The sequence below is a fragment of the Halolactibacillus alkaliphilus genome (assembly GCF_900115465.1).
Taxonomy (GTDB): Bacteria; Bacillota; Bacilli; order Bacillales; family Amphibacillaceae; genus Halolactibacillus; species Halolactibacillus alkaliphilus.
This window is the reverse complement of the sequence record NZ_FOWN01000001.1, coordinates 196178-218636: the sequence shown is the minus strand read 5'-3', so window position 1 is coordinate 218636 and position 22459 is coordinate 196178. Positions and strand designations below refer to the sequence as shown.

The window sequence follows — 22459 nt, the reverse complement described above, 5'->3', positions numbered from 1 at the left end:
GTTTGTTTCTTATATTTCAAACCATTGGTAACCCATTGGTGCGAGTGTCACATCGAGCACCGTACCATCCGGTTTAGTCACTTGCGTCACTTGTTCTTCGTAAGCGTTATTGATAATAACAAAGGTACCCGCTTCTGGATAAGCCGCACATTCTGTATAAATATTTGTCGTATGCCACTCATGGAACACGTTCTCTTTTGAAGCTGTCCAGTACAGGATACGTTTTAATAACCGTGCATTTTCTGGTGAATACGGTAATCCGGCTAAATAGGCTGCTCGTCCGTCACCAAACGTATGCGTGGCTAACTTGATATCATCTGCCTCAATATCGAGCACCGTAGCTGCTTCTGACGCTTGGTACACATAACGTGTACTTTCACCGTAATTGATTGCGGCGACTTGATCCTCTAAAATAAAGTGGTTCTCTATTTGGTGATCATTATACTTATCCTTACTTAAGCTAAAGCCGATTTCTTTTTGAACACCGAGTACGTCCGATAACTGGAAGAACGCCCCTTGGTGTTCATGCGATGTTGGTTCTCCCACACCGATAAACCCACCACCACATTGGACGAAGGCGCGGATTTTCTCGACAACTTCTGGATCTTTCCAGTAATCATCACCAACCCAAGACGTTCGCGCTTCACCGGCATTAATGATCACACCAATATCATCTGAAATACCGTCTGCTTTAATATCTTCAAAGCTAATAAATTCCACTTCAAATGGTAGGCCACTCAGCGCTTCTAAAATACCATAATATGAATAGCATTGTTTATACCAAATCGCATGGTGTACATGGTGGCTCATCCATTTTCTTTGACCACCCCAACTATTTAATATTGCCACTTTAAACGGCGCAACATAAGGTGCCGTATTCTTGACATGATCATGCATCTCTCTAAATTCATCTGTAATTTCTTCCACCCTATCAACAAAATCAGGGAAGTCCAAAGCAAGTGACAAATACCCCCCATAACCCATCCGTTGTATCGGTTTTCTTAAAATGGCACGTCTTGATTGAAGCCAGTTTTGATTTGCTTCAATGACTGGATTATTATGCTCATTAAACGTATCTGGGAAAAAGTATGGTAAAAAGCGCCCTTCGTGATAACCAACATGTGGAATATCTGCGATCATTCGTAGCGTCGTTCCATCACCAACAGAACCCACTACAGCATCTAAGCCAATGTTCTTAAAGTACTTTCCGTATGGTTCTGTACCAGCCCAGTGGTCACCTAAAAACATCATCGCTTCTTTACCATAGCTATGAATAATATCCACACACTCTTTTGCTAATTCACTGACAAACTTCGATTGAAAATCTATCCAATCTAAAAAGGCTCTTTTTGGCATTCTAAACGGCGAGTTATAGTAGCCTTCATCAACAAAATCTTCTGCCGTAAGTGCATACCCTTTTTCCTTTTCAAAAGCTTCTAATGCTCGTGGACTAACTGTTGCACCGTAACCGAACCAATCGACATATTTTTCTTCCCTTACATCATTGAAAACCAACGTAAAATTATAGAAAAACGTTGTGATTCTAACGACATCCGTATCTGGGTGTTCATCTAACCACGTACGTAATCGCTCAAGTATGTAAGCTCTTGTCTTTGGATAACGTGGGTCATATGGCATTTGGTGTTCTGTCGTCCAATCATTAGTTATATGGTTATACATATGCACTGGGTCCCACAGTTGATAAACTAACACATTCACTGTATACCGGTGCCAAAGTTTCGCTGATTTTACGAGCACTTCTTCTGTTTGTTCTAAATATTCCCACTTGTCACACGATACCACTTCTCCAGTTGTTCGATCGATGACCTGCCACCATTTCTTCGGATCATGATCTGTATCTGGCTTTAACTGTTCTTTGAAATAGCCTTTTAGAATCGGAATCTTTATTTCTTCTTCAGTAGCTGTTACCGGCTCTGACATAATAAACATATGTTGAAGTTCATCTAAGTTTGCTTTTGCAAATTCTTGATCCCCGCGTGTAAAGAAATATTTTGAATAGACCTTATCTGCTGCCTGTTTGATGACATCAGGAATTTTTGTCCCATCCGAATCGCGGACAGCGTCCGCTCCCCATCGTTTGACGATTTGTTTAATTTCTTCATCCATGCCCTCTTGAGCAGGTAATGTTACTCGACCTTTCTTCATTTCAATCATCCTTTCGTTTCTAGTGTTTGTTTTATTGCTGTATCAAATACTGTAAGTCCTGCGCCAACAATTCCTTGATTTGAGCCGAGTTCACTCACATAAATCTGATTTAACACATGTTTTTGTTCTTCTAACATATCTATTTGAAGACGCTCTTTTAATAAATCTAAAATTACGGGGTTATAAATCGCTACACTTCCCCCAAAAATAATACGGTGAGGATCGAGTAGGCTATTTATCATATAAATACCCTGCGCCAAATGATCAATAAATTGATTAACAATAATAATTGCCTCAGAATGTCCTTCATAGTATCTTTTAAATAGTGTTTTTGTTTCTATTACCTCGTCACTAAAGCTTGTGCTGGCCTGCTTACTTAATGCAGGACCTGCAGCTATTTTTTCTAACCGCTGTCTACCTTCTGTTGTACATACCGGAATAAGTCCTATCTCACCTGCAAAGCCGGCTCCTCGTATGAATTCGCCACCATGAATAATCGCACTGGAAATACCTGTACTTACTGTGACATACACCATCAATTCATCTGATAACTGATTGCTTTTCCATTCGGCATATGCTGCCATATACACATCGTTATCAATGACAATGTGGTCTATTGCTAAGGCTTCTTTTAATCGATCAACAACCGGAAAGTTTGCCCACGGTATATTGTTTTGGAAAATAGCTACGCCATTTTCACGATCAACCTTACCCGGGACACCGACACCGATACCTGTCAATTGTTCTTTAGGTATGCTACTGCTATTAAGAAGCGACTCAATACATGACACCACACACTGAAACATCGTTTCTGCTGACGTCGTTTCACTTGGTATCATTTTTTGCTCAATAACATTGCCGTATTCATTAATTAAACCGCAAGCGATTTTCGTGCCACCAATGTCTACACCAATAGAATAGTTCACACCACATCCCCCTTTACTTTTTATACATATTTGCGATTGTAATTCCACAGTAAGACAAGCAGTCCAGACAACCCAATGAGTTGAATAAACAAATACAGATGCCCTGTTGTCCGCTGACCAATAATAACCATCGCCATAAAGATAACAAAGAGTATTGCTTTTACCACTAATAGAATCGTTGCTTTATTTTCCTCCATCAAACATGACCTCCTCTTTTATCTCACGCGTTTTATCCTTTGACACCACCAACTGTCATGCCTTGTGTCAGACGTTTTTGAACGATAATATAAAGGATCAGTGTTGGTAACATGACGATTACCATACCTGCATACATCGGCCCATAGTTAACCGCCGCTCGATCAGCAGCAAGTAAATTAAGTAAGCCAACAGGCAATGTCTTTTTGTCTCCTGGAATCAATGTTAAAGCTAGGATATACTCGTTCCAAAATAATAAGAAATTAAACAAGATAACGATGATAATACTTGGTTTCGCCATCGGTAACATAATAGAAAACATCGTTCTAAAATAACCTGCTCCATCTATATTGGCCGCTTCTTCAAAGTCTGAAGGGAGCGTTTCAAAATAGCTCGATAATAAAAATATTGTAAACGGTAACGCTGTGACGGCGTATATCAACGCTAGGACACTTAAATTATTAAGAAAAAAGCCACTATCAAAAATTTGTCTTAACGATTGATCCCAACCGAGCAACATCAAAAATATAGGTACAGTAATATAACTCACGTTAATAAAAAGTCCAGCTTTTATAAACCCATTAATGAATTTACTACCCACAAATTCAAATCGCGACAAGACATAAGCGGCTGGTAAAGCTAATACAAGTAAAAAGACTAAGGCTAAACTTGTCACGATAATAGAATTCAGAAAATAATCACCCATGCCAGCTTCTACAAACGCTTCCCTGAAGTTTTCAAAATGAATGCCTTGAGGCAGTGCCCATGGGTTTCCATAAAACTCTTGATTTTCTTTAATTGACGCCATAAAAACCCAAGCTACAGGAATGATGATGGTGATAGCTAAAGTAATTAGAGCGACATAAATAAAGACTTTATACAGTGTATCTGTATTTATACGTTTAGTTTCTTTCACTGTCTTACACCTCCATTAAAACTCAAGTACTTCTCGTTTTGTGATTCGGCTAACAACAGCCGCAAGTACAAATGAGAAAGTAAACACGACAACACCTATTGCCATGCCGTATCCATATGTCGAGTTACTGTATGCTTGTGAATACATATACGATAGGAAAACTTCTGTTGAACCATCTGGCCCACCACCGGTCATCGCCGTCACAAGTAAAAAACTCAAATTAATCGTACTAATAATATAAAAGGTCAATGTCGTTCTTAAGTTATTCCAAATAAGTGGTAATGTGATTGCACTGAACTGTTTAAATTTCCCTGCTCCTTCAAGTGATGCCGCTTCATAATAGCTCTCAGGAATGCTTGCCATACCTGACATATACATGACCATGTAATAACCAATCGCTTGCCAAACAAGCGCTCCAGCTAAACTGTATATCACGATATCTTGATTACCTAACCATTGACGTTGTAATTGCTCAAGGTTAAGTAGCCCCAGAATACTATTTAACAAGCCTGTTCTTGGGTTATAGACTGCTGAAAATATCCCCGCGATAATAACGACCGATAAGATATTCGGGATATAAAAAACGATTCTAAAAAAGTTTGTTGCGAATACTTTTTCTTTCGTTAGTACCGACGCAAAAAAGATGGCGACTACTATCGTAAGTACAGCAACTAAAACAATTAGCAATACCGAATTTTGAAATGATTGAATAAATCTCATGTCATTCCAAAGCACTTTGAAATTATTAAAACCGATAAATGTTTTATTTCCTGATAAACCGCCCCAATTGTATAAGGACATCCGAAATACTTCGAATGTTGGCACGACCATAAATAATGCAAAGAGCATGATTGCTGGCGTGATACATGTGGCAATAAATATATTTCTTGATCTTTTTCTGCTCAATTGATTCACCTCATTTATAGAGATTGGGCGGTCATATGCCGCCCAATTTTAACGCACCTTTTCTATTAATTCATCGCAGGACGTAAACTGTCGTTTGCTTGTTCTAGGGAATTAACCCATTCATCAACAGTTACACGGCCACTCATTACACTATCAATTTTGACATACAGCTCATCACCAATACTGACACCTGGAACAGGTGTTGTAGACGCAAATGTTCCCATCGCTGGTAAGACATCATTTGAGTAAATGCTATAGAAGAACGCTTGCTCGTCATCCATCATATTCACAATACCTTCGATCGGTTGAGCAGCACCTGCTTCTAAGAATATTTCAGCTGCTTGATCTGAGTAAAGGAAGCTAATAAATTCTTTTCCACCTTCAACATTTTCTGCTTGTGATGGTACCCATACTTGTTCAAAGAATGTAAAGGCATAACGTGTGCCACCCTCTTCAAAAGCAGGTACCGGCATCATGCCCCACTCAAAACCGTCTACTCTTGGCGCTTCCGCCATCTCACCTACAACCCATGTCCCGTTAGGCATAAAAATCGCTTCATTATCTAACACTAATTGTTGATTTCTCACGAAATCATTTGGATTAGCATTAGCCACTGTATCAGGGTGTGTATAATCCGCTAATTTTTCAATTGTTTCTAGGACGCGTCTACCTTCGGCCGATTCCCATACACCTTCTTCATATGTCATCGCCGCATTAAATAAGTCGACATCACCTGAAGCATAAAGCATTGAACGTAGGAGTGTATCAAAGTAACCAGCGACAGGATAAGTAAACAAGTAAATATCCTCAGCCAATGCTTTCTCGCCTAATTCAAACATCTCGTCCCATGTCGTCGGTGCATCCCAACCGTATTCTTCAAGTAAGTTAGCATTATAGAATAGGCCTGTTGGGCTATAAAACATCGGTGCTAAATACGTCTCACCATCTGCATACGGATTGGTTGCAAGTGTATCCGTAAAGCCATCTAATAACTTGTCTTCCACTGTCACTTGTTCACCAAAGACATTCATCGTTAACATATCTTCTAGAGACGCTAGCGCATTTTCTTTAATCATTGTTTCAGTAAGTGCTTCTTCCCGATCTGTCGCAAGTAAGAAAACATCTGGATATTCACCTGCTTGCATATTTGGGCGCATCACTTCTTCTATATTTCTTTCTATTGTTAAGTCAATTGTTACATTGCCATGTGCTTCTTCATAAGCTGCAATAATTTTCTCCCAGACATCCACACCATAAGCGGACTCTAGTGCCGCTACGTGTAATGTTTGTGGTTCACTCGGGCTGTCATCTGTCGTTTCTTCTGTATCATTACCTGTCGTATCCTCACCTGTATCTGTTTCTTCTGTGTCTCCCCCACCACAAGCTGCCAAAACAACCAGTAGCATCAACATCATCGCTAAAAATACGTGTTTCATTTTCATTTCATCTACCTCCTAGGTAATTTATACATTTATCATACGTTTTTTGATAGCGCTTCCACAATAAACATCTTGTTGATTTTTTTATGTATATTGCTTTTTTATAAATATGTTGTAAAAAGATCGAAAAAATAGTATGGTAGACGTATTAAATGTAGTTGTTATAACCAGAATAGATTATATGAGGTGACAACATGGTTCATGACCTTTATCAAATGACGAACAACAAAAAGGAAGCGTTACCATTTAAATTGCTCTATATCACGCACTCCGAATACGATAAGAATTGGCACAGTCTAACACATACCCATCACTTTACAGAACTATTTTATATCGTAAACGGTAAAGGTTCTTTTGTTCTACCTACACATGAAATTCCTGTACAAAAAAATGATTTAATTGTCATTAACCCTAACATTGAACATACTGAGCGTTCTAATTTTAAAGATTCATTAGAGTATATTGCGCTTGGCATAGAAGGCATCGCTTTCACACTAACCGATAACGACCCTTATGGTCTATTTACTTATCAAGATGACCAAGACGATATCCTTTATCACTTGAAAAAATTATTATACGAAGTCGAACATAAGGGGACACGTTATGAACACGTCTGTCAAAACATTATTGAAATTCTTATAATAAAGTTAATTCGTTCGAAAAGAATATCCATCGAAAAAAGTGAAGCAAAACAACTCAGTCATGCAATTGCATTAGCAAAATACTACATGACACAAAACTTCCACGATCCAATAACGCTGGATATTTTAGCACGTGTCAGCAATATAAATAAGTATTACCTTGTCCATCTTTTCAAAGAAGAACTTGGCATGACACCGATCGCTTATTTAAATGCTTTACGTATTAAAGAAGCGAAACACCTTCTGTCTACTACCACAATGGCCGTAGGAGAAATATCACACATTACAGGATTTTCATCACAATCCTTTTTTACCCAAGCGTTCAAGCGCGAAACGGCTATGACGCCTTCTACTTTTCGACAGCAACAATTTACGCTAGTAGATAGTCACTAGCGCGAGTCAAACCCACTATTTTTCGCAGAACGAAAACAACCCTTATCCGAAATCGAGATAAGGGTTGTTTTTACTTTCTATTTAAAATACCCGGGTAAATCGTGCACACACAACAAGCATGTCTTCACTAAATACATGACCTACCTCTTCACATTCTTTTTTAAAGAACGCTTCATGGACTTCTCGCCAATAGTTAAGGCTCCGATCGCCCTCCCCTTCTAAGAAAGCATGTGTTGCGGATACGTCTTTAAACGGTATGACCTCTACAGATGTCGTTTCTATAATAGCAACAGCTTTCTCGCTACCATCTAATATCACACTATAGTCTCCTACCTGTGGTAAAGGTTCATTTTCTCTTTCGTACAATGCATAATTTGACGCCGTAGCTGTTTTAACACCTTTGACAACTAAATCACTTAATTCATCCGCCATGGATTTTCCATCACCGAATGCCCAAGCTTGATAAGTATCTTTTGCTGTTGGATTCTTCTCTTTAAACTGTCTCCATAATAACGTCACTGATTGTTGATCCATTGTTAATCATCCTTTATCTTATTTATTCATTTCTAGTACTTCCGATACTTGCACAGACGTATAACCTTGCTCTTTCAAATAAGGTAAAATTAATTCCAGTGCTTCAACTGTCGTTTCGTGAATATCGTGCATTAACACAATCGCACCGGGCTTTAAACCAGTTTTCACTTCAGCAAGTATTGATTCTGGACTTTTGGTTTTCCAGTCAAGGGTATCAATCGTCCATAGCACCGATGGTACATTAAGAAAACTTTCAACATGTGCATTTGTCGCACCATAAGGTGGCCGAAAAACGGTAGCCGGTTGACCGATAACGTCTTGAAGTTTTTGGTCAACTGAATGAATTTCTTCCTGAATAGCCTTATCCGTTATTTTCGTCAACTGCTTATGATTCCAGGTATGATTCCCGATTTCATGCCCTTGATTAAACACTTCTTTAACGAGATCTGGATAGAAATCAATCCGACTACCTAACATAAAGAATGTTGCTTTCATTTGATACTTTTCTAACAATTGTAAGGCTTTTGACGTATTTTCAGGATGTGGTCCATCATCAAATGTTAGAGCGACAACATGTCGTTCTGCCGTTACAGCATCGCCAGCTTTTTCTGATGCGTCATCATCCTGATTTATTACTGTATCATCTGGCTCTGCGTTTTCAGTCTCCATAGCCTCTGTCTCTAACTGCAAGCGACTGACCCAGCTTGGATTTAGCACATGTAAAAAGGATTCAAGTGGCAACTCTATGTCCGGAGAACCAGCAGCACCTGCTGTAATTTCATACTTATCAAATGTGAATACAAGCGCGTCTTCTTTCAGATAGAGATTAGAAAAATTCGTTGTCTCTATCCACTCTTCTAACATGTCGTGAAAATACAGGTCTTTATAGGCCGGGGAAGCCTCTAACTCGGCTAGTACCCCCTCATAAATAGCCTTTCTTGTATCTTGGCTATCTTTCACTAGGGCTTCACCAAGGATATAGTCCCCTTCCTCTACATCTAACATAAACACTTTGGCCATTTGTCTTCCATTTGCACCCGCCACCAAGCTGTCCGAACTAAAAACGAGTGCATACACACCGTCATTTAGAGCATGAATATCAAATGTGAGATGAAAAACCGCTTGCCAGTCCCGCTCTTTTAATACATCTCTTTGATCATTGACTTCATCTAAAAAAACCGCTGTTTCTTCAGCAACATAGTTATTAATCTCTATATTTAAGCGCTCTTGTTTAAATACAGGGTAATGAATCGCTTTATAATAGTCCTGTTCTTCCACCACCTCTGTCACAATATCAATACCCGGATAGGCAGACTGCGTGACTTCCTCTGTCGCCTTTAACTGACGGCTCTTTTCTTGATTCATCACCACGGGTGTAAACACTAATCCAATCAATATCAAAACAAGCAACGCTAATACCATATAAACTTTATGTATAAACTGCATCAATATCCCTCTTTTTTCTGTAAATATACGCTACATACAATATCATATTTTAACAAATAATAGAAAGATTTGTCATGCATCATTTTAACTAATTACTGTCGATTATTTCCCTATATATTCACGTCCTTTAACCTTATACACTTGTTTTAAAACGAACGATTAGATGTTCTTCCCTGTTAATTACACCCCTTCATCTTTCACCTCCATCAGCCGATATTACTATAGGAGCAACCTGCTCTATAGCTACATTTAGATATGTACTCATATAATATACGTTTCATATTCAGGAGGAATAATTGATGCATGTGGTAAATGAATTAAAACTAAACGATCTTATGAAAAAGAATCTACTGGCGATGACAGCTTTTTCAATTGCTTTACTAAGCGGTGGATTAATTGCTTTGTTGGGAGACGAACTGTTTAAAGCCGGGTTTTATCTCGCAGAAATTATATTTTTATGGAGTAATTTTCTACTGCTAAGGTATACATTTAAAAAACCCACCTTGTTTCCTTATGTGATTGTCATTGTTGGCTATATTTTAACACTGTTGGCTATATATTTATTTGGGGGTAGTTTAGGCTTTATTTTAATCTTTTTCTTTTTACTATTACTTACAACTATTTATTCGAATCGGTATATTTTCATCATCGGGGGAACACTTGGTATTGTTGGTATTTATCTAAATAGTTTATTTGCATCCTATGATGGCAGTATACTCTCAGATAATTTAACATTAACGACCGCAACCTATGTCCTTTCATCGATGTTGGCACTTATTCTGATTTTGCTAAACAACAAGCAGCAAACAACGTTAGAAGCGATTCTTATAGAGAGCGAAACATCGAAAACGACGCAGGAAATAGCTCATAAGCAATTAGAAACAGATGTTCAGACCATTGTAGCCGCACTTTCAACAATGAATGAACAGATTCAAAGCAATCTCTCTTCTCAAAATGATATGGGCTTAGCTGTTCAAGAAATGGCCGAAGGCAGTAGTGACCAATCCGTTAAAATCACTGACATTGATATGTATCAACAAGCAACCTTACAAGAAATAAGCGCGATGCATGATGAAACAGAGGCGATTAAACACACTGTTGAAAAGTCAACAACGACAGCTGATCATGGTAATCAGTTACTTAAAGTACTTGTTAATAATACCAAACAACTGCTTACATATTTCAAAGACATGCATGATGCTTTTAACCTTTTATCAACGAAGATTAATGAAACGAATGCGTTCTCAAATAGTATTATCGATATAAGTGCACAAACGAATTTACTTGCATTAAACGCCTCGATTGAAGCAGCTCGTGCTGGTGACGCCGGAAAAGGGTTTGCGGTCGTTGCCGAGGAAATTAGAAAGCTCGCTGAGAACAGTAACCATGCAGCAGAAAATATTACATCGAATTTAAAAGAAGTAAATGACACACACCAGATGACACTTGATAAAATGCAACAAAACTTACAGATGAATGAAGATAACTTGACAAAAGCAACAAATGTGGCGCAGGCTTTTACTACGCTTAGTACTTATTTAAATCACTTAAAACAACAATTTAATCACTTCCAAGTCACCGCAACGAAAGTCACTGAAAACACCCATCAGGTAAGCGACCGGACGAGTGAATTGGCTGCGATTATCGAACAGTCTTCCGCTAGTTTGGAGGAGATGAGCGCGACAATTGAAACATTAAACAAACAAAACCATATAGTCGCTATGGATATGGCTCGAACAGAGGAAACGGCTAAACAACTTATTTAAACTTTTTTCGAATATAAAATTCTATAAAGCAATCCCTTTTAATAAGCGCCGGTGAAGATACATGATATCTTCACCGGCGCTTGATCATTTTATGATATTTCATCTATTAACTTAAATTTAACAATAACTTAATATCTTCTTCTGAAAGAGATTGACTTGTTTTTTCCCCTGGTTGAATCACTGTATCAATCAACTCACGCTTTTTCTCTTGAAGTTGATAAATTTTCTCTTCAATTGTTCCTTCTGCAATCAGCCGGTGGACATGAACAACTTCTTTTTGTCCCATACGATGCGCGCGACCGGCCGCTTGCTCTTCCACAGCAGGATTCCACCATAGGTCATATAAAATAACAGTATCTGCACCCGTTAAATTCAATCCGGTTCCACCTGCTTTTAATGAGATTAAGAAAATGGGCTTTTCTCCGTCATTAAAGCGTTCTGCCATATTTACACGCGCCTCACTTTTAGTTTGACCATCAAGATAAAAGAAATCATAACCTTCCGCTGTTAATTTATTTGCCATGACTTTTAACATACTTGAAAATTGCGAGAAAATAAGGAGCCGATGATTGTTTGCAAGACCCGTTTCTATTAAATCTAACAATTGTAGCAGCTTGCCAGATTCTCCTTGGTAATTATCTAAAAACAATCCAGGATGACAGCAGATTTGTCTGAGTCTTGTTAGACCAGCTAATATCTTCATTCTACTTTGTTGAAAGCCTTCGGTTTTAAGTTGCTGGGCCGTTTCCTCTTGTATTTTACTTAAATAAGCTAAATATACTTTCTTTTGATCCCCAGTTAATTCTGAATACTGCAAGGCATCTACACGATCCGGTAGTTCTTTTAAGACATCTTGTTTTACACGTCGTAAAATAAAGGGGCGCACCATACGAGCAATTTTTTCTGGCTCAAGCTTTTTGAAGTCTTTCTTTGCCGGAAAAAGCCCTGGCATTATTACATGAAAGAGTGACCACAGCTCATCAAGTGAATTCTCAATAGGTGTACCACTTAAAGCAAAGCGTTGCCCAGCTTTTAGAGAGCGAATCGCTTTAGCGATTTTCGTCGTATTATTTTTTATTGCTTGCGCCTCATCAAGCAGCAATAGTGGGTATGTTTGATCTTTCAAAGTTGCAATTTCTTGACGCACCATTGGATAAGAAGTAATCCATACATCTGGCGATACCCCTTTCCAGATTGATTGGCGTTCTTCCTTTGTGCCATACAAGACGTTTACAGATAGTTCCGGTGCGAATTTTTTAAATTCTCTCTCCCAGTTAAAAATAAGTGATGCTGGCGCGACAACAAGTACCGGCGCTTTAAACTTCCTGTCATTATCTTTCCATAATTTCAAAGTGTAACTGATCGCTTGAAGTGTTTTACCAAGCCCCATATCATCAGCCAGCACTCCCCCAAAACCATAACGAGCTAATGTATTGAACCACTGAAAGCCATCCACTTGATAATCTCGTAATGTAGCTTCTATTCCTTCTGGCAAAGCAACTTCTCTTGTTTCTGGTTGTTTTAAATCTCTTAAGAGGCGCTTAAATGCTTGTTTATAGACAGCTTGATTGGATTTACTCATCATATCATCGACTTCGAGACTATGATAGAGCGGAATGTGCACATTATTCTCGGTTACATCACTTACCGTTAAATCAAATCGGTCAACAACAGCACCTATCGTTTGAAAAGCTTCTGACTCTAAAGGAACAAATTGACCACTAGGTAACCGATGGTAACGTTTCTTCTCCTTCATCGCTTTGAATACAGCTGAAATGTCTTCTGATGAAATGTTAGAGAAATCAAACGTAATATCAAGTAAGTGATTGTCATGGTCAACGTCAGAGGTCATCGATGGCACATGTCGCTCTTCTATAAACAAGCGTTTTGCTTGTTCTGTCATGAATATTTCCAATCGACCCTCTAAAAGAGGCATATAGTGATAGAAAAACTCATATTGTGCTATTTCATCGTCTAAATACAACTTCCCTTCCCGCTCAACAAATCCTGCTTTATCTAGTACGTATGCAATCGACTGTTCCTTCTTAGTATCATTAATCATTAAATTACTAACTTTAACACCTTTTAGCGGATTATACGTTGTTTGACCATATTGAAATTCTATTGTTGTCTGAATACGCTCGTCTTCATAATCGATATACATACGCGCTTGGAGCGGGTGCCTTTCAATCTCACTTTTTATTGCGTCATCAAGCATGACCTCTCCAACTTTTTCTAGTTGCGGAACACCTTCAGACAAAAAACTTAGCATATGATTTTTTGTGAAAGTAAACCCGTTTTTTCTAGATTGGTAGAGCATCGCAAGTGTCCTCGCCAGCACTTCTTCTTGGTCTAGCGTAAGCGTATAGAACTTGTTCCCTTTGACAAGATAATGATAGTCTTCCAGTAAATCATAATCGTCTAAGTTATCAAATAATAATACATAGTGTTCCCCTTCTTTGGACAATGAAAATTCAAGTGGCGGCTTCTCATCTAGCAATGTAAGCTTGTGATCCTGCTTATATGTTGAATTATTAACTGTCGTACGTAACTTCTCCAGTCTTGGCAAAAGCTCCCGGGCAGCTTTAGGTGTTAACATAATCGTCCTTTGTGTGTAATCAAACCTTGAATCAGAAAAGCGACTACTTTCTGTTATATACGATTTTAAATACGATAATATCTCCTTATCTTCTAGTGAAAATTGATGCTGAATCGGATCAAATGTGAATTTAGAGGTAAATGGGAGTGGTGCGGTTGTTTCTATATGCGAACACAACTCACTAATTGATTTCACCACATAAGTTCTTGCCTCGCCAATCTTCATATCAAGCATTAAATAAGCCCCTTCATGAGGCCGATACTGTATATTTATAAAATAATCTACAGTGAGTAGCGTTTTTGTAGTTGCAACATTGGGCAGTGCTGTCGGTTGGTGTCCAACCGCTCGTAAATGATTAATAAAAGCTTGACTCCATTGTGTATCTACTGATGTGACCGCTTGCTTTGAACGCAAATCTTTTTCCGTGAACTTCTCAGCAACCTCAAGCATCACAGCAACAATATGTTTACATGAATGATATTCACTAAATGCCGGGCAACTACAATAATGATGACTAAAGGGCTGTTCTGTGTGTACCTCTACCTCATAGTCGCGATTAGAACCCTCCACATATGCCACCCATAAATTGAGTTGTTTATTACGCTCTAAATCATAAACCGCACGTTTTTGGTAATAGTCATAGCCTCGTTTAAAGAAACTCGGAATAAAATGTTCTTTTATTTGATCATATGTAATAACACGCATTATTTCCACTCCTGTATGCTTATTTCACGTTAATTATCTGGTCATAGTATAGCATAGAGTATAGTCGATTTTCGATTAAATAATAGCCGGGAAATTAACGGTGACAAACTAAAACGGATAAATAGTACGATTTTTCTTCTCGTTGTGTTGCTTCATTATTTATTCAAAATATTAAACATACCCGTTTATCAGCGGATAAAAATGTTGATATGACAGCTATGCAACTGCTGGTTGCCTAAGTTCCAACGAGGGTTGGTAGTGATTAAATAAGGGTATTGATATAATTAAAGCATCAAAACAACGGAAGGATGATAACCATGATCCTCGCGGATAAAATTATCAAACAACGAAAAAAACTTGGCTTGTCTCAAGAAGAACTTGCTGAAAAAATGGGTGTCTCAAGACAGTCTGTATCAAAATGGGAAAGCGCCAATAGTATTCCTGATCTAAATAAAATCATTAAGTTAGCCGATCTCTTTGGGGTAACAACAGACTATCTCCTAAGAGATCACATGGAAGAAATACCTGATACAACAGAAGAGCAAGATCTCATCCACATATCGTTAGAAGCTGCGACAGATTATGTCGATAAAAAATATACAACATCTAAGCGCATTGCTCGAGGCGTTATTTTATGCATTTATTCAGTCATTCCATTATTTTTTTCACTTGCTTTAGCAGAAGGAAACGTGTCTAACCTTACAGAAAATATGGCGGTTATTATTGGACTTCTTTCCTTATTGTTTATGGTTGCAACAGCCGTTTCTCTTTTCATTCGCAGCAATCAATATAGCTCATTATTTAAATCATTTGAAGAAAAGCCTTTCGAATTAAGTGATGGTGTTGCTACCACATTTAAGCAAAAGTTGACCGATTACCAAAGCACTTATCACAAAGGGGTATCTATCGCTGTTGCCATGTATATCACTTCAGCCGCACCCCTTATTGTTATGGCATTACTTAATGCCTCTCACATGGTTATTTTGATGATGCTGGCGCTACTCATTGCGATTGCCGGCTTAGCAACGTATATTATTATTCCGATATCAACAACATATAGTGCCTATCAGTGTGTACTGGGTGAAGGAGACTATACAGAAGAAGAGAAACAGACTACTAGTAAAGAAGAACATCTCGCTTCTTTTTACTGGCCACTGATCACAGCCATATACCTTGGTTTTAGTTTCTGGACAATGGCTTGGCATATAACTTGGGTTATTTGGCCTGTTGCAGCACTAATTTACTCAGCACTTGTTGGACTACTTGGTTTGTTATCAAAAGAAGATGCTAGCTAACAATGTAAATCATGCAGACTCTTTTAGAGTCTGTTTTATCATTTTCAAATTGTCACCTGATGCGTGAAGTGCTATACTTTTACTATTGTTTGTGAATGATGTAACAAAAAGAGAGGAGATCCCCATGACATTTACGACCTTAATGTATCATGAAATAAGAAAACAAACAGAGTTTAACCCAGACCATCCGAGCCACATCGATGTAAAACAAGACTATCAAGACATCTTGCCCGCACCGCTCTTTGTCACGCTAGAACAATTCCAGCAACAGATGGCCTACCTCCACACAGAGGGGTACCATACCCTCACACTTGCAGAAGTGGCTGCTTTCTACAAAGATAACATCACATTGCCTGAAAAAAGCATTCTCTTAACATTTGATGATTGTTTTCAGTCACTAAAGCACTACGCGTATCCGGTATTAAAAAGCTATGGTTTTAAAGCTGTAAGCTTTGCGGTGACTGGTTGGTTACATAATGAACAAAAACCATTTAACCCCAAACAGTCTATCTGCCTAGCAGAAAGCGAGTTACATGAGATGACCGATGTTTTTACTTATGCTAACCATACACATCATTTCCATCAACGCGAAAATGAAACAACTAGCCAGATGATGACAACATCTCCCGATGCTTTTCTTGAGGATTTAGTTACTTGTAATACGTATGACATCATTGGCGCAAAGGACGTCTTTGCTTATCCATTTGGTCTTTTTATTGATCAAAATGTTGAAACATTAGCTTTGGCTAACTTCACACTCGCTTTCACAACAGAATCAGGCATTAACAACAAAAGTACCGATCCATTACGCTTAAAGCGTGACGTGGTACCTTTTATGATGCCTTTTGAAGGGTTTAAACAACTCGTCAATCGAAGATAACGGACCCGTTACTTTATTAGAGAAAGACTAAAAACAGAAGGGATTTATTTAAAAATGAAAAATAAATTACACATTTTACTCCTACTTCTTTTTGGTTTAATGCTGTTTACAGCTTGCCAACCCGCGGAGGTAACAGAAGAACAAACAGAAGATGACGACACACCTACCGGCGAGACGATAACGATAGGTACACTTCCTGCCGAAGGAAGCCTACCTATTATTCTTGCGTTGGAAAAAGGGTTTTTTAAAGCACACGGTGTCAATATAGAAATTAAAACTTTCACATCGCCAAATGATCGTAATGTCGCGTTACAAGCAGGCGAGCTTGATGGCGCCATTGGTGACGTCATGACAACGGCTGCATTTGTCGACCGGGGCATTGCACTTAAGGTGACCTCTGACATCAATGAGGACTTTAAAATCTTATCTTCTCCTGACTCAGGCATTACTTCAATGAGTCAGTTAGCAGACAAAGACATCTCCCTTGTACCAAACTTTATTTTAGAGTACATCATGGATGTCTTCGCAGCTGAAGAAGACTTCCAATATAATATTATCGAGATTCCTTCTTTTGCTGGTCGTGCAGAAGCTTTATTAGAAAACCAAATCGATGGCGTCGTTTTCACTGAACCACAAGCAGGGCTTCTCGTCCAACAAGGCGCTCACATGCTGGGCAGTTCAAAAGAAGCTGGCATTAAAGGTGGGACCATCTTCTTTACTGAAGAAAGTATTATGAACTATCCTGCTGACTTAAAAGCCTTTTATACGGCTTATAATGAGGCCGTTGATTATATGAACGAAACGGACGCTTCAGAATATAGCGATATTTTAACGGCTTATCAATTCCCTGATGCGATGAGTATTTATCTGAATAATAAACCAGACCCTTACGAGCATGCGGGTAGTATTGATGAAGGTCAATTCAAAGAAATCATTGAATGGACCACATCAAAAGGCCAAATCAATAAGACCTACGCGTATGACGACTTAACAGATTTTTCATTTATTGAACAATAAAAAGCGACATATCAAAGAACAACACGTCTATTAACTAGACGTGTTGTTCTTTTTTCAACGCACTAAATCACATCCATATTTATCGTATCATATATTAACTTTGCCAAGGGGTTGATGTTTTTTCTAAACAATCAATCACTTCAAAAAACAGGCTCCCTAAAATACTTAAGGCAATAATGCCACTAAACATTTCAACGTAATTCATTTTCATCCATGCACTCAAGATAAAGTAACCTATGCCATACGTTGTAGCATAGTTTTCCGCGAAAAATAGCGTGGCGAGAGAAATACCTACACTGACTCGCAGACTAGAAAACACACACGGTAAAATAGCAGGAAGAATAACATAGCGATACATATGGATTTTTTTATCTGAGATCGACTCAATGACTGTAAAGTAATGTGGTGAGAGTTCTTTTACACCGTCTCGTACCGACAACATTAATTGAAAGACAATGATAAACAGCATTAAAATCACTTTCGATACGTTCCCTAAACCAAATAACAGCATAAAGACCGGCAAAAACGCTACCTTTGGTATAGGATACAGCACATAAAGAAGTGGTGAAAAAACTTTGTCTAATAGTGGATAGCGACCCATAATCACGCCGCAAGGTAAGCCAATAGATACTGCAAGTATGATGGCTAACAATACTCTTAAAAAACTCGCCCCTGCATGTACAGACAAAATTTCGATATGGCTTATAAAGTATTGCATCGTCGTTAGAGGCGCGGGAATCGTTCTTGTTTTTAGCACGGCATATAAGATATACCAAAGACACACCACCATCACTATACCCATCAGCTTTGGCTGATACATATATTTTTTAAGCTTATTCATTGTGTTTTCGCTCCTATTCTCAATTGTTCTCGAACGTGAAAACACTGATTATAAAAAGCTTGAGTCTCACGACTAAGGATAACATCAGGTTCTTTATTATGAATCAATTGATACCGGCCCATCGAATGTAGCACAATGATTATATCTCCAAGATAAACAGCTTCTTCAATATCATGCGTCACGAAGACACTTGTCATTCTGTATCGTTGCTGAAGTTCTAAGAAAACATGTTGAATGGTCTCTTTAGTCATCGCATCAAGGGCTGACGTCGGTTCATCCATCAGCAGTAAGTCAGGTTGTAGAATCAGCGTTCTAGCAAGGGCTACCCGCTGCTTTTGGCCTCCACTTAACTGGTGCGGATAATAATCTTTACATTGAACGATATCTAGCGCCTTTAACATAACTTCGGTTTTTTTCGCCATCTCCAAACGAGTAAAGTTACCATTAATAGTTAACGGCATTTGAACAGCTTCGTACGTCGTTTGCCATGGAAATAAGCCAAGGTCTTGAAATAGAAAGCTCGTTTTTTCTCGGGTCTTGTTAAGCAGTTCTCCTGCGACACATACTTCACCTGCTTGAGGACGAATAAAACCCGCAAGTAAATGTAACAAGGTCGTTTTCCCTACACCTGAAGGGCCAATGATGGCATAGGTCTTCCCTTGTTTTAAGTGCATAGTTAATTGATTGAATATTTTCTGTTGACCAATGTGATAGCTCAGATTTTCGATTGTTATAAATGATTGCATACTGTCACATCTTTCTTAAGTATTACGGAGAATCTTCTCCATCTTTTTACCTTTTGCTAGCTCATCTATGAGCTTATCCATGTACCGAATTTCTTTCATGATATCCTCCACACGTACGCCGCAAATAACACCTATCTCCTTTTTTCTAAGTAGGGTTTAATGTTAGTGCTTCTTTAAAGTGTCTATCTTTAACGACATAAATAACAGAAAAAACTTCGATAACTTATAGTATAGCATACCAAGTCATCGAAGCTTTTCTGTTATCGAACTAAGGGGTATCATTCCACATTTGTAATGCCGGTACATCTTTTAGTTCAATGATTCGCTGATTACTACTACCTCTAAAATCTAGGCTTAAGTTTCGCTTAGCTAAAATAAATGGACCATCGACAAGTACATCACAATAACTAAGCAGTTCAGTATAGTCGCCTCCAAGCTCCAGCAACTGTTCCAATGTATAACCTGTGTACGCCCAGATATTCTTTCCAGCTTCCTTCAACTGTTTGGCCACTTTTTTCACAACGGCTGCCTGAAAAAAAGGGTCACCACCAGAAAGGGTCACATCTGTCAGCGGGTTAGATAAAACGTCAGCAACAAGCGATTCGATTGTCAGCTCTTGTCCGTTTTTAATATTCCAACTCTCAGGATTATGACATTCTTTACAGAAATGCGGGCAGCCACTAAAAAAGATTACCGTTCTTAGACCAGGGCCATCAACAACAGAATCGTGTAGTATATCAAGGACACGGAGCGTATCAGCCATTTTATTTAGCCAACCCTTTTTGATGTTTAACACGTTGCGATTCTTCATGGCGTTTAGCGCTGTTCCATTTTTTCATATCGCCAACTAAGTAACCGGTAATGCGGCGAATACGTTCAATTTTCTCTTCATCATGATTATCACATGTCGGACACGCGGTATCAATGATTCCTGTATGTCCACACGATGTACAACGATCGACTGGGTGATTAATTGAACCGTAGCCGATATCAGCTTTTGCCATAGCTTTAACTAATACATCTAGCGCCTGAGTATTTTTCGTCACATCTCCGTCCACTTCAATATAGGAAATATGCCCTCCGTTACATAGGTCGTGGAATTTTCCTTCAATCGTTATTTTATCAATCGCGCGAATCGCGTAATAAACGGGCACATGGAATGAATTTGTATAATAATCACGCGCCGTTACACCCGGAATAACACCAAAGACCTCTCGATCTTTTTTAGTAAAGCGACCTGATAAACCTTCTGCTGGTGTGGCAATTAATGAGAAGTTTAAATCATAACGTTCAGAAGCTTGATCTACTTTCTCTCGCATAAAAGATACAATTTGATAACCTAATTGATCAGCTGAGGTACTTTGTCCGTGATGTTCACCCGTTAAAGCAACAAGGGCTTCGGCAAGACCAATAAACCCAACGCTCAATGTACCTTGTTTTAATACTTCACGCACTTCATCCTCAGCATTTAGCTGTTCACTATTTTTCCATACCCCTTGTCCATAAAGGAAAGAGAAATGTCGCGCCTTTTTCTTCGCTTGAAATTCAAAACGTTCAAGTAACTGTTTAACCACAACATCAATCACACGATCTAACCGACGGAAAAACTCATCCTCAGACTGTGATATAAGCCCAAGTTTCACCAAATTAATTGATGTAAATGACAAGTTGCCTCGTTCAATACTGTTCTCACTTCCATGACGATTCGCCATGACACGCGTCCGGCATCCCATATAAGACACTTCAGACTCTTTTGAACCATCATAATGCACTTTATTACAGGTTGCATCAATAAAACTAAAGTTTGGAAACAGGCGCTTAGCTGTCGTTTCAAGTGCTAGCTGATACACATCATAGTTAGGATCCGCTTCATAAAAGTTAATGCCCTGTTTCATTTTAAAGATTTGAATAGGAAAAATAGGTGTTTCACCATTACCTAGTCCCGCTTTTGTAGCCAATAGCAAGTTTTTCATTAACATACGCCCAGCTTTCGACGTATCCGTTCCATAGTTAATGGAGACAAATGGCACTTGACCACCGCCTCTGGAATGCATGGAATTACAGTTATGAATAAAAGCTTCACACGCCTGGTAAGTTGAACGATCCGCTTCTTTCCAAGCAATATTCACTAGCTCATTTTCTGTCCAAGTTGTTGGGTATGATTTTAAACGTGTCAAATGCTTTTCGAACGTCTTCTCCACGTATGGTGCTAAGTCGTAATCAAACATTGGATAGCTTTGACCTCCGTGTTGCATGTTTTGATTAGACTGGAAAATAATAGATGAAAGAGCCATGGCGCTCATGATATCATTCGGCTCTCTCATAAATCCATGACCTGTATTAAAGCCATCCTTTAAAATTTTCCCGAGTGGGATTTGTGCACACGTTGTTGTGCCCGTCGGATAAAAATCTAAATCATGTGGATGAATATAGTTATCCTCCATCATTTGGAGCACGTCTTCTGACAACAACTTTTCTTTCGCAAAAAACTTTGCCGCTTCAGATCCAAATTTAGACATCTGCCCCATTGGCGAAGCACCATCTACGTTAGCATTTTCTTGAATTAAATCTTGATTACTTACTTCTACAACTTCCGTAAGGGCCCCAATTAATCCGTGTTCCTTTGTTTTTGTCATCATTACCATAAAACCACTCCTCATACTATATGTACAATATATTGATATAAAAATAATTAACAACACTATATATTGTATCAGTCTAGCATATTCCCTCGGGAAATTATAGTGAATTTTGTCACATGAAATGCTCTAAAAATGATGAAACTGACATGAAAACAACTCATATCAGAACAAATCGTAGTTATGACAATTTTGTGACATGTGCTAACGATATTCTATTTTTATAGACAGTATCCGGCAGTTATCATACATATATTTCAAATTAATATTCAAATAATTAGAAATTAGTGTTACAGTAGACATGAGACTATTTTACTTTATCACTTCTAGTATTTACTTAATACTGTAGTCATAATATAGTCTTTTTACAAATGATTCACTAGAACTATGAGTTATCATGTTAAAACAA

The 22459-nt window shown here is 38.4% G+C and carries 18 protein-coding genes and 1 pseudogene; 5 read left to right on the top strand and 14 right to left on the bottom strand.

The window, feature by feature from the left end:
* Positions 1-9 precede the first annotated feature (9 nt).
* From gnpA to BM163_RS00885, 6 genes are read right to left on the bottom strand one after another with little or no spacing between them, the layout of a single operon-like run.
* Positions 10-2172, bottom strand: coding sequence for a 1,3-beta-galactosyl-N-acetylhexosamine phosphorylase (gnpA, locus tag BM163_RS00905; protein ID WP_089799347.1), 2163 nt, complete (start codon positions 2170-2172; stop codon positions 10-12).
* Complete coding sequence (locus BM163_RS00900) at positions 2172-3092, bottom strand: ROK family protein (protein WP_089799243.1); 921 nt, start codon at positions 3090-3092, stop codon at positions 2172-2174. The genes gnpA and BM163_RS00900 overlap by 1 nt, the downstream gene beginning before the upstream one ends.
* A gap of 20 nt (positions 3093-3112) precedes the next feature.
* Entirely contained in the window at positions 3113-3289 is a 177-nt protein-coding gene (locus tag BM163_RS13730; RefSeq protein ID WP_170243601.1) for a DUF6903 family protein, read from the bottom strand.
* A 32-nt stretch (positions 3290-3321) separates the two neighbouring features.
* Positions 3322-4203 (bottom strand): carbohydrate ABC transporter permease, encoded by an 882-nt coding sequence (locus tag BM163_RS00895; RefSeq protein WP_218029743.1) that lies wholly within the window; start codon positions 4201-4203, stop codon positions 3322-3324.
* A 15-nt stretch (positions 4204-4218) separates the two neighbouring features.
* Entirely contained in the window at positions 4219-5118 is a 900-nt protein-coding gene (locus BM163_RS00890; protein ID WP_244946853.1) for a carbohydrate ABC transporter permease, read from the bottom strand.
* A 56-nt stretch (positions 5119-5174) separates the two neighbouring features.
* The gene (locus BM163_RS00885) at positions 5175-6551 is read right to left on the bottom strand and encodes a carbohydrate ABC transporter substrate-binding protein (protein WP_089799239.1); all 1377 of its coding nucleotides are present in this window, start codon (positions 6549-6551) and stop codon (positions 5175-5177) included.
* Between the two features lie 191 nt (positions 6552-6742).
* On the opposite strand from BM163_RS00885, the gene BM163_RS00880 reads away from it, so the two are divergent.
* Positions 6743-7582 (top strand): AraC family transcriptional regulator, encoded by an 840-nt coding sequence (locus BM163_RS00880; RefSeq protein WP_089799237.1) that lies wholly within the window; start codon positions 6743-6745, stop codon positions 7580-7582.
* An 81-nt stretch (positions 7583-7663) separates the two neighbouring features.
* Here BM163_RS00880 and BM163_RS00875 read toward each other — a convergent pair whose 3' ends face one another.
* Positions 7664-8116 carry an ASCH domain-containing protein gene (locus BM163_RS00875; protein ID WP_089799235.1) on the bottom strand — a complete coding sequence of 151 codons (453 nt, stop codon included), beginning with the start codon at positions 8114-8116 and terminating at the stop codon, positions 7664-7666.
* An 18-nt stretch (positions 8117-8134) separates the two neighbouring features.
* Positions 8135-9562 (bottom strand): polysaccharide deacetylase family protein, encoded by a 1428-nt coding sequence (locus BM163_RS00870; protein ID WP_089799232.1) that lies wholly within the window; start codon positions 9560-9562, stop codon positions 8135-8137.
* 299 nt (positions 9563-9861) lie between these two features.
* Here BM163_RS00870 and BM163_RS00865 point away from each other — a divergent pair, with 299 nt between their 5' ends.
* Entirely contained in the window at positions 9862-11328 is a 1467-nt protein-coding gene (locus BM163_RS00865) for a methyl-accepting chemotaxis protein (protein ID WP_089799230.1), read from the top strand.
* 106 nt (positions 11329-11434) lie between these two features.
* On the opposite strand, the gene BM163_RS00860 is transcribed toward BM163_RS00865, so the two are convergent.
* Positions 11435-14632, bottom strand: a complete 3198-nt coding sequence (locus tag BM163_RS00860; RefSeq protein ID WP_089799228.1) for a DEAD/DEAH box helicase — start codon at positions 14630-14632, stop codon at positions 11435-11437.
* Between the two features lie 317 nt (positions 14633-14949).
* Between BM163_RS00860 and BM163_RS00855 the strand changes: the two genes are divergently transcribed.
* From BM163_RS00855 to BM163_RS00845, 3 genes are all read left to right on the top strand, one after another.
* Positions 14950-15927: a helix-turn-helix domain-containing protein gene (locus BM163_RS00855; protein ID WP_089799226.1), complete on the top strand. Its 978-nt coding sequence runs from the start codon at positions 14950-14952 to the stop codon at positions 15925-15927.
* Between the two features lie 124 nt (positions 15928-16051).
* Positions 16052-16807 carry a polysaccharide deacetylase family protein gene (locus BM163_RS00850; RefSeq protein WP_089799224.1) on the top strand — a complete coding sequence of 252 codons (756 nt, stop codon included), beginning with the start codon at positions 16052-16054 and terminating at the stop codon, positions 16805-16807.
* 54 nt (positions 16808-16861) lie between these two features.
* Positions 16862-17824 (top strand): ABC transporter substrate-binding protein, encoded by a 963-nt coding sequence (locus BM163_RS00845; protein ID WP_089799222.1) that lies wholly within the window; start codon positions 16862-16864, stop codon positions 17822-17824.
* A 94-nt stretch (positions 17825-17918) separates the two neighbouring features.
* Here the strand turns inward: BM163_RS00845 and BM163_RS00840 are convergent, their stop codons facing one another.
* From BM163_RS00840 to BM163_RS00820, 5 genes and pseudogenes are all read right to left on the bottom strand, one after another.
* Entirely contained in the window at positions 17919-18665 is a 747-nt protein-coding gene (locus BM163_RS00840) for an ABC transporter permease (RefSeq protein WP_089799220.1), read from the bottom strand.
* Positions 18662-19411: an ABC transporter ATP-binding protein gene (locus BM163_RS00835; RefSeq protein ID WP_089799218.1), complete on the bottom strand. Its 750-nt coding sequence runs from the start codon at positions 19409-19411 to the stop codon at positions 18662-18664. The genes BM163_RS00840 and BM163_RS00835 overlap by 4 nt, the downstream gene beginning before the upstream one ends.
* Before the next feature lie 15 nt (positions 19412-19426).
* Positions 19427-19543, bottom strand: a pseudogene (locus BM163_RS00830) (DUF2200 family protein); the annotation flags it as partial.
* A gap of 136 nt (positions 19544-19679) precedes the next feature.
* A complete protein-coding gene (gene nrdG / locus BM163_RS00825) occupies positions 19680-20174 on the bottom strand; it encodes an anaerobic ribonucleoside-triphosphate reductase activating protein (RefSeq protein WP_089799344.1) in 495 nt (164 codons plus the stop codon).
* Between the two features lies 1 nt (position 20175).
* A complete protein-coding gene (locus BM163_RS00820; RefSeq protein ID WP_089799342.1) occupies positions 20176-22050 on the bottom strand; it encodes an anaerobic ribonucleoside triphosphate reductase in 1875 nt (624 codons plus the stop codon).
* Between the last annotated feature and the right edge of the window lie 409 nt (positions 22051-22459).

Coding starts and splice junctions, on each gene's coding strand:
- BM163_RS00870 (WP_089799232.1), bottom strand. CDS start 9,562: ATGCAGTTTATACATAAAGTTTATATGGTATTAGCGTTGCTTGTTTTG.
- BM163_RS00845 (WP_089799222.1), top strand. CDS start 16,862: ATGAAAAATAAATTACACATTTTACTCCTACTTCTTTTTGGTTTAATG.
- BM163_RS00860 (WP_089799228.1), bottom strand. CDS start 14,632: ATGCGTGTTATTACATATGATCAAATAAAAGAACATTTTATTCCGAGT.
- BM163_RS00865 (WP_089799230.1), top strand. CDS start 9,862: ATGCATGTGGTAAATGAATTAAAACTAAACGATCTTATGAAAAAGAAT.
- BM163_RS00850 (WP_089799224.1), top strand. CDS start 16,052: ATGACATTTACGACCTTAATGTATCATGAAATAAGAAAACAAACAGAG.
- BM163_RS00840 (WP_089799220.1), bottom strand. CDS start 18,665: ATGAATAAGCTTAAAAAATATATGTATCAGCCAAAGCTGATGGGTATA.
- BM163_RS00880 (WP_089799237.1), top strand. CDS start 6,743: ATGGTTCATGACCTTTATCAAATGACGAACAACAAAAAGGAAGCGTTA.
- BM163_RS00875 (WP_089799235.1), bottom strand. CDS start 8,116: ATGGATCAACAATCAGTGACGTTATTATGGAGACAGTTTAAAGAGAAG.
- nrdG (WP_089799344.1), bottom strand. CDS start 20,174: ATGGCTGATACGCTCCGTGTCCTTGATATACTACACGATTCTGTTGTT.
- BM163_RS00855 (WP_089799226.1), top strand. CDS start 14,950: ATGATCCTCGCGGATAAAATTATCAAACAACGAAAAAAACTTGGCTTG.
- BM163_RS00835 (WP_089799218.1), bottom strand. CDS start 19,411: ATGCAATCATTTATAACAATCGAAAATCTGAGCTATCACATTGGTCAA.
- BM163_RS00820 (WP_089799342.1), bottom strand. CDS start 22,050: ATGATGACAAAAACAAAGGAACACGGATTAATTGGGGCCCTTACGGAA.
- BM163_RS13730 (WP_170243601.1), bottom strand. CDS start 3,289: ATGGAGGAAAATAAAGCAACGATTCTATTAGTGGTAAAAGCAATACTC.
- BM163_RS00885 (WP_089799239.1), bottom strand. CDS start 6,551: ATGAAAATGAAACACGTATTTTTAGCGATGATGTTGATGCTACTGGTT.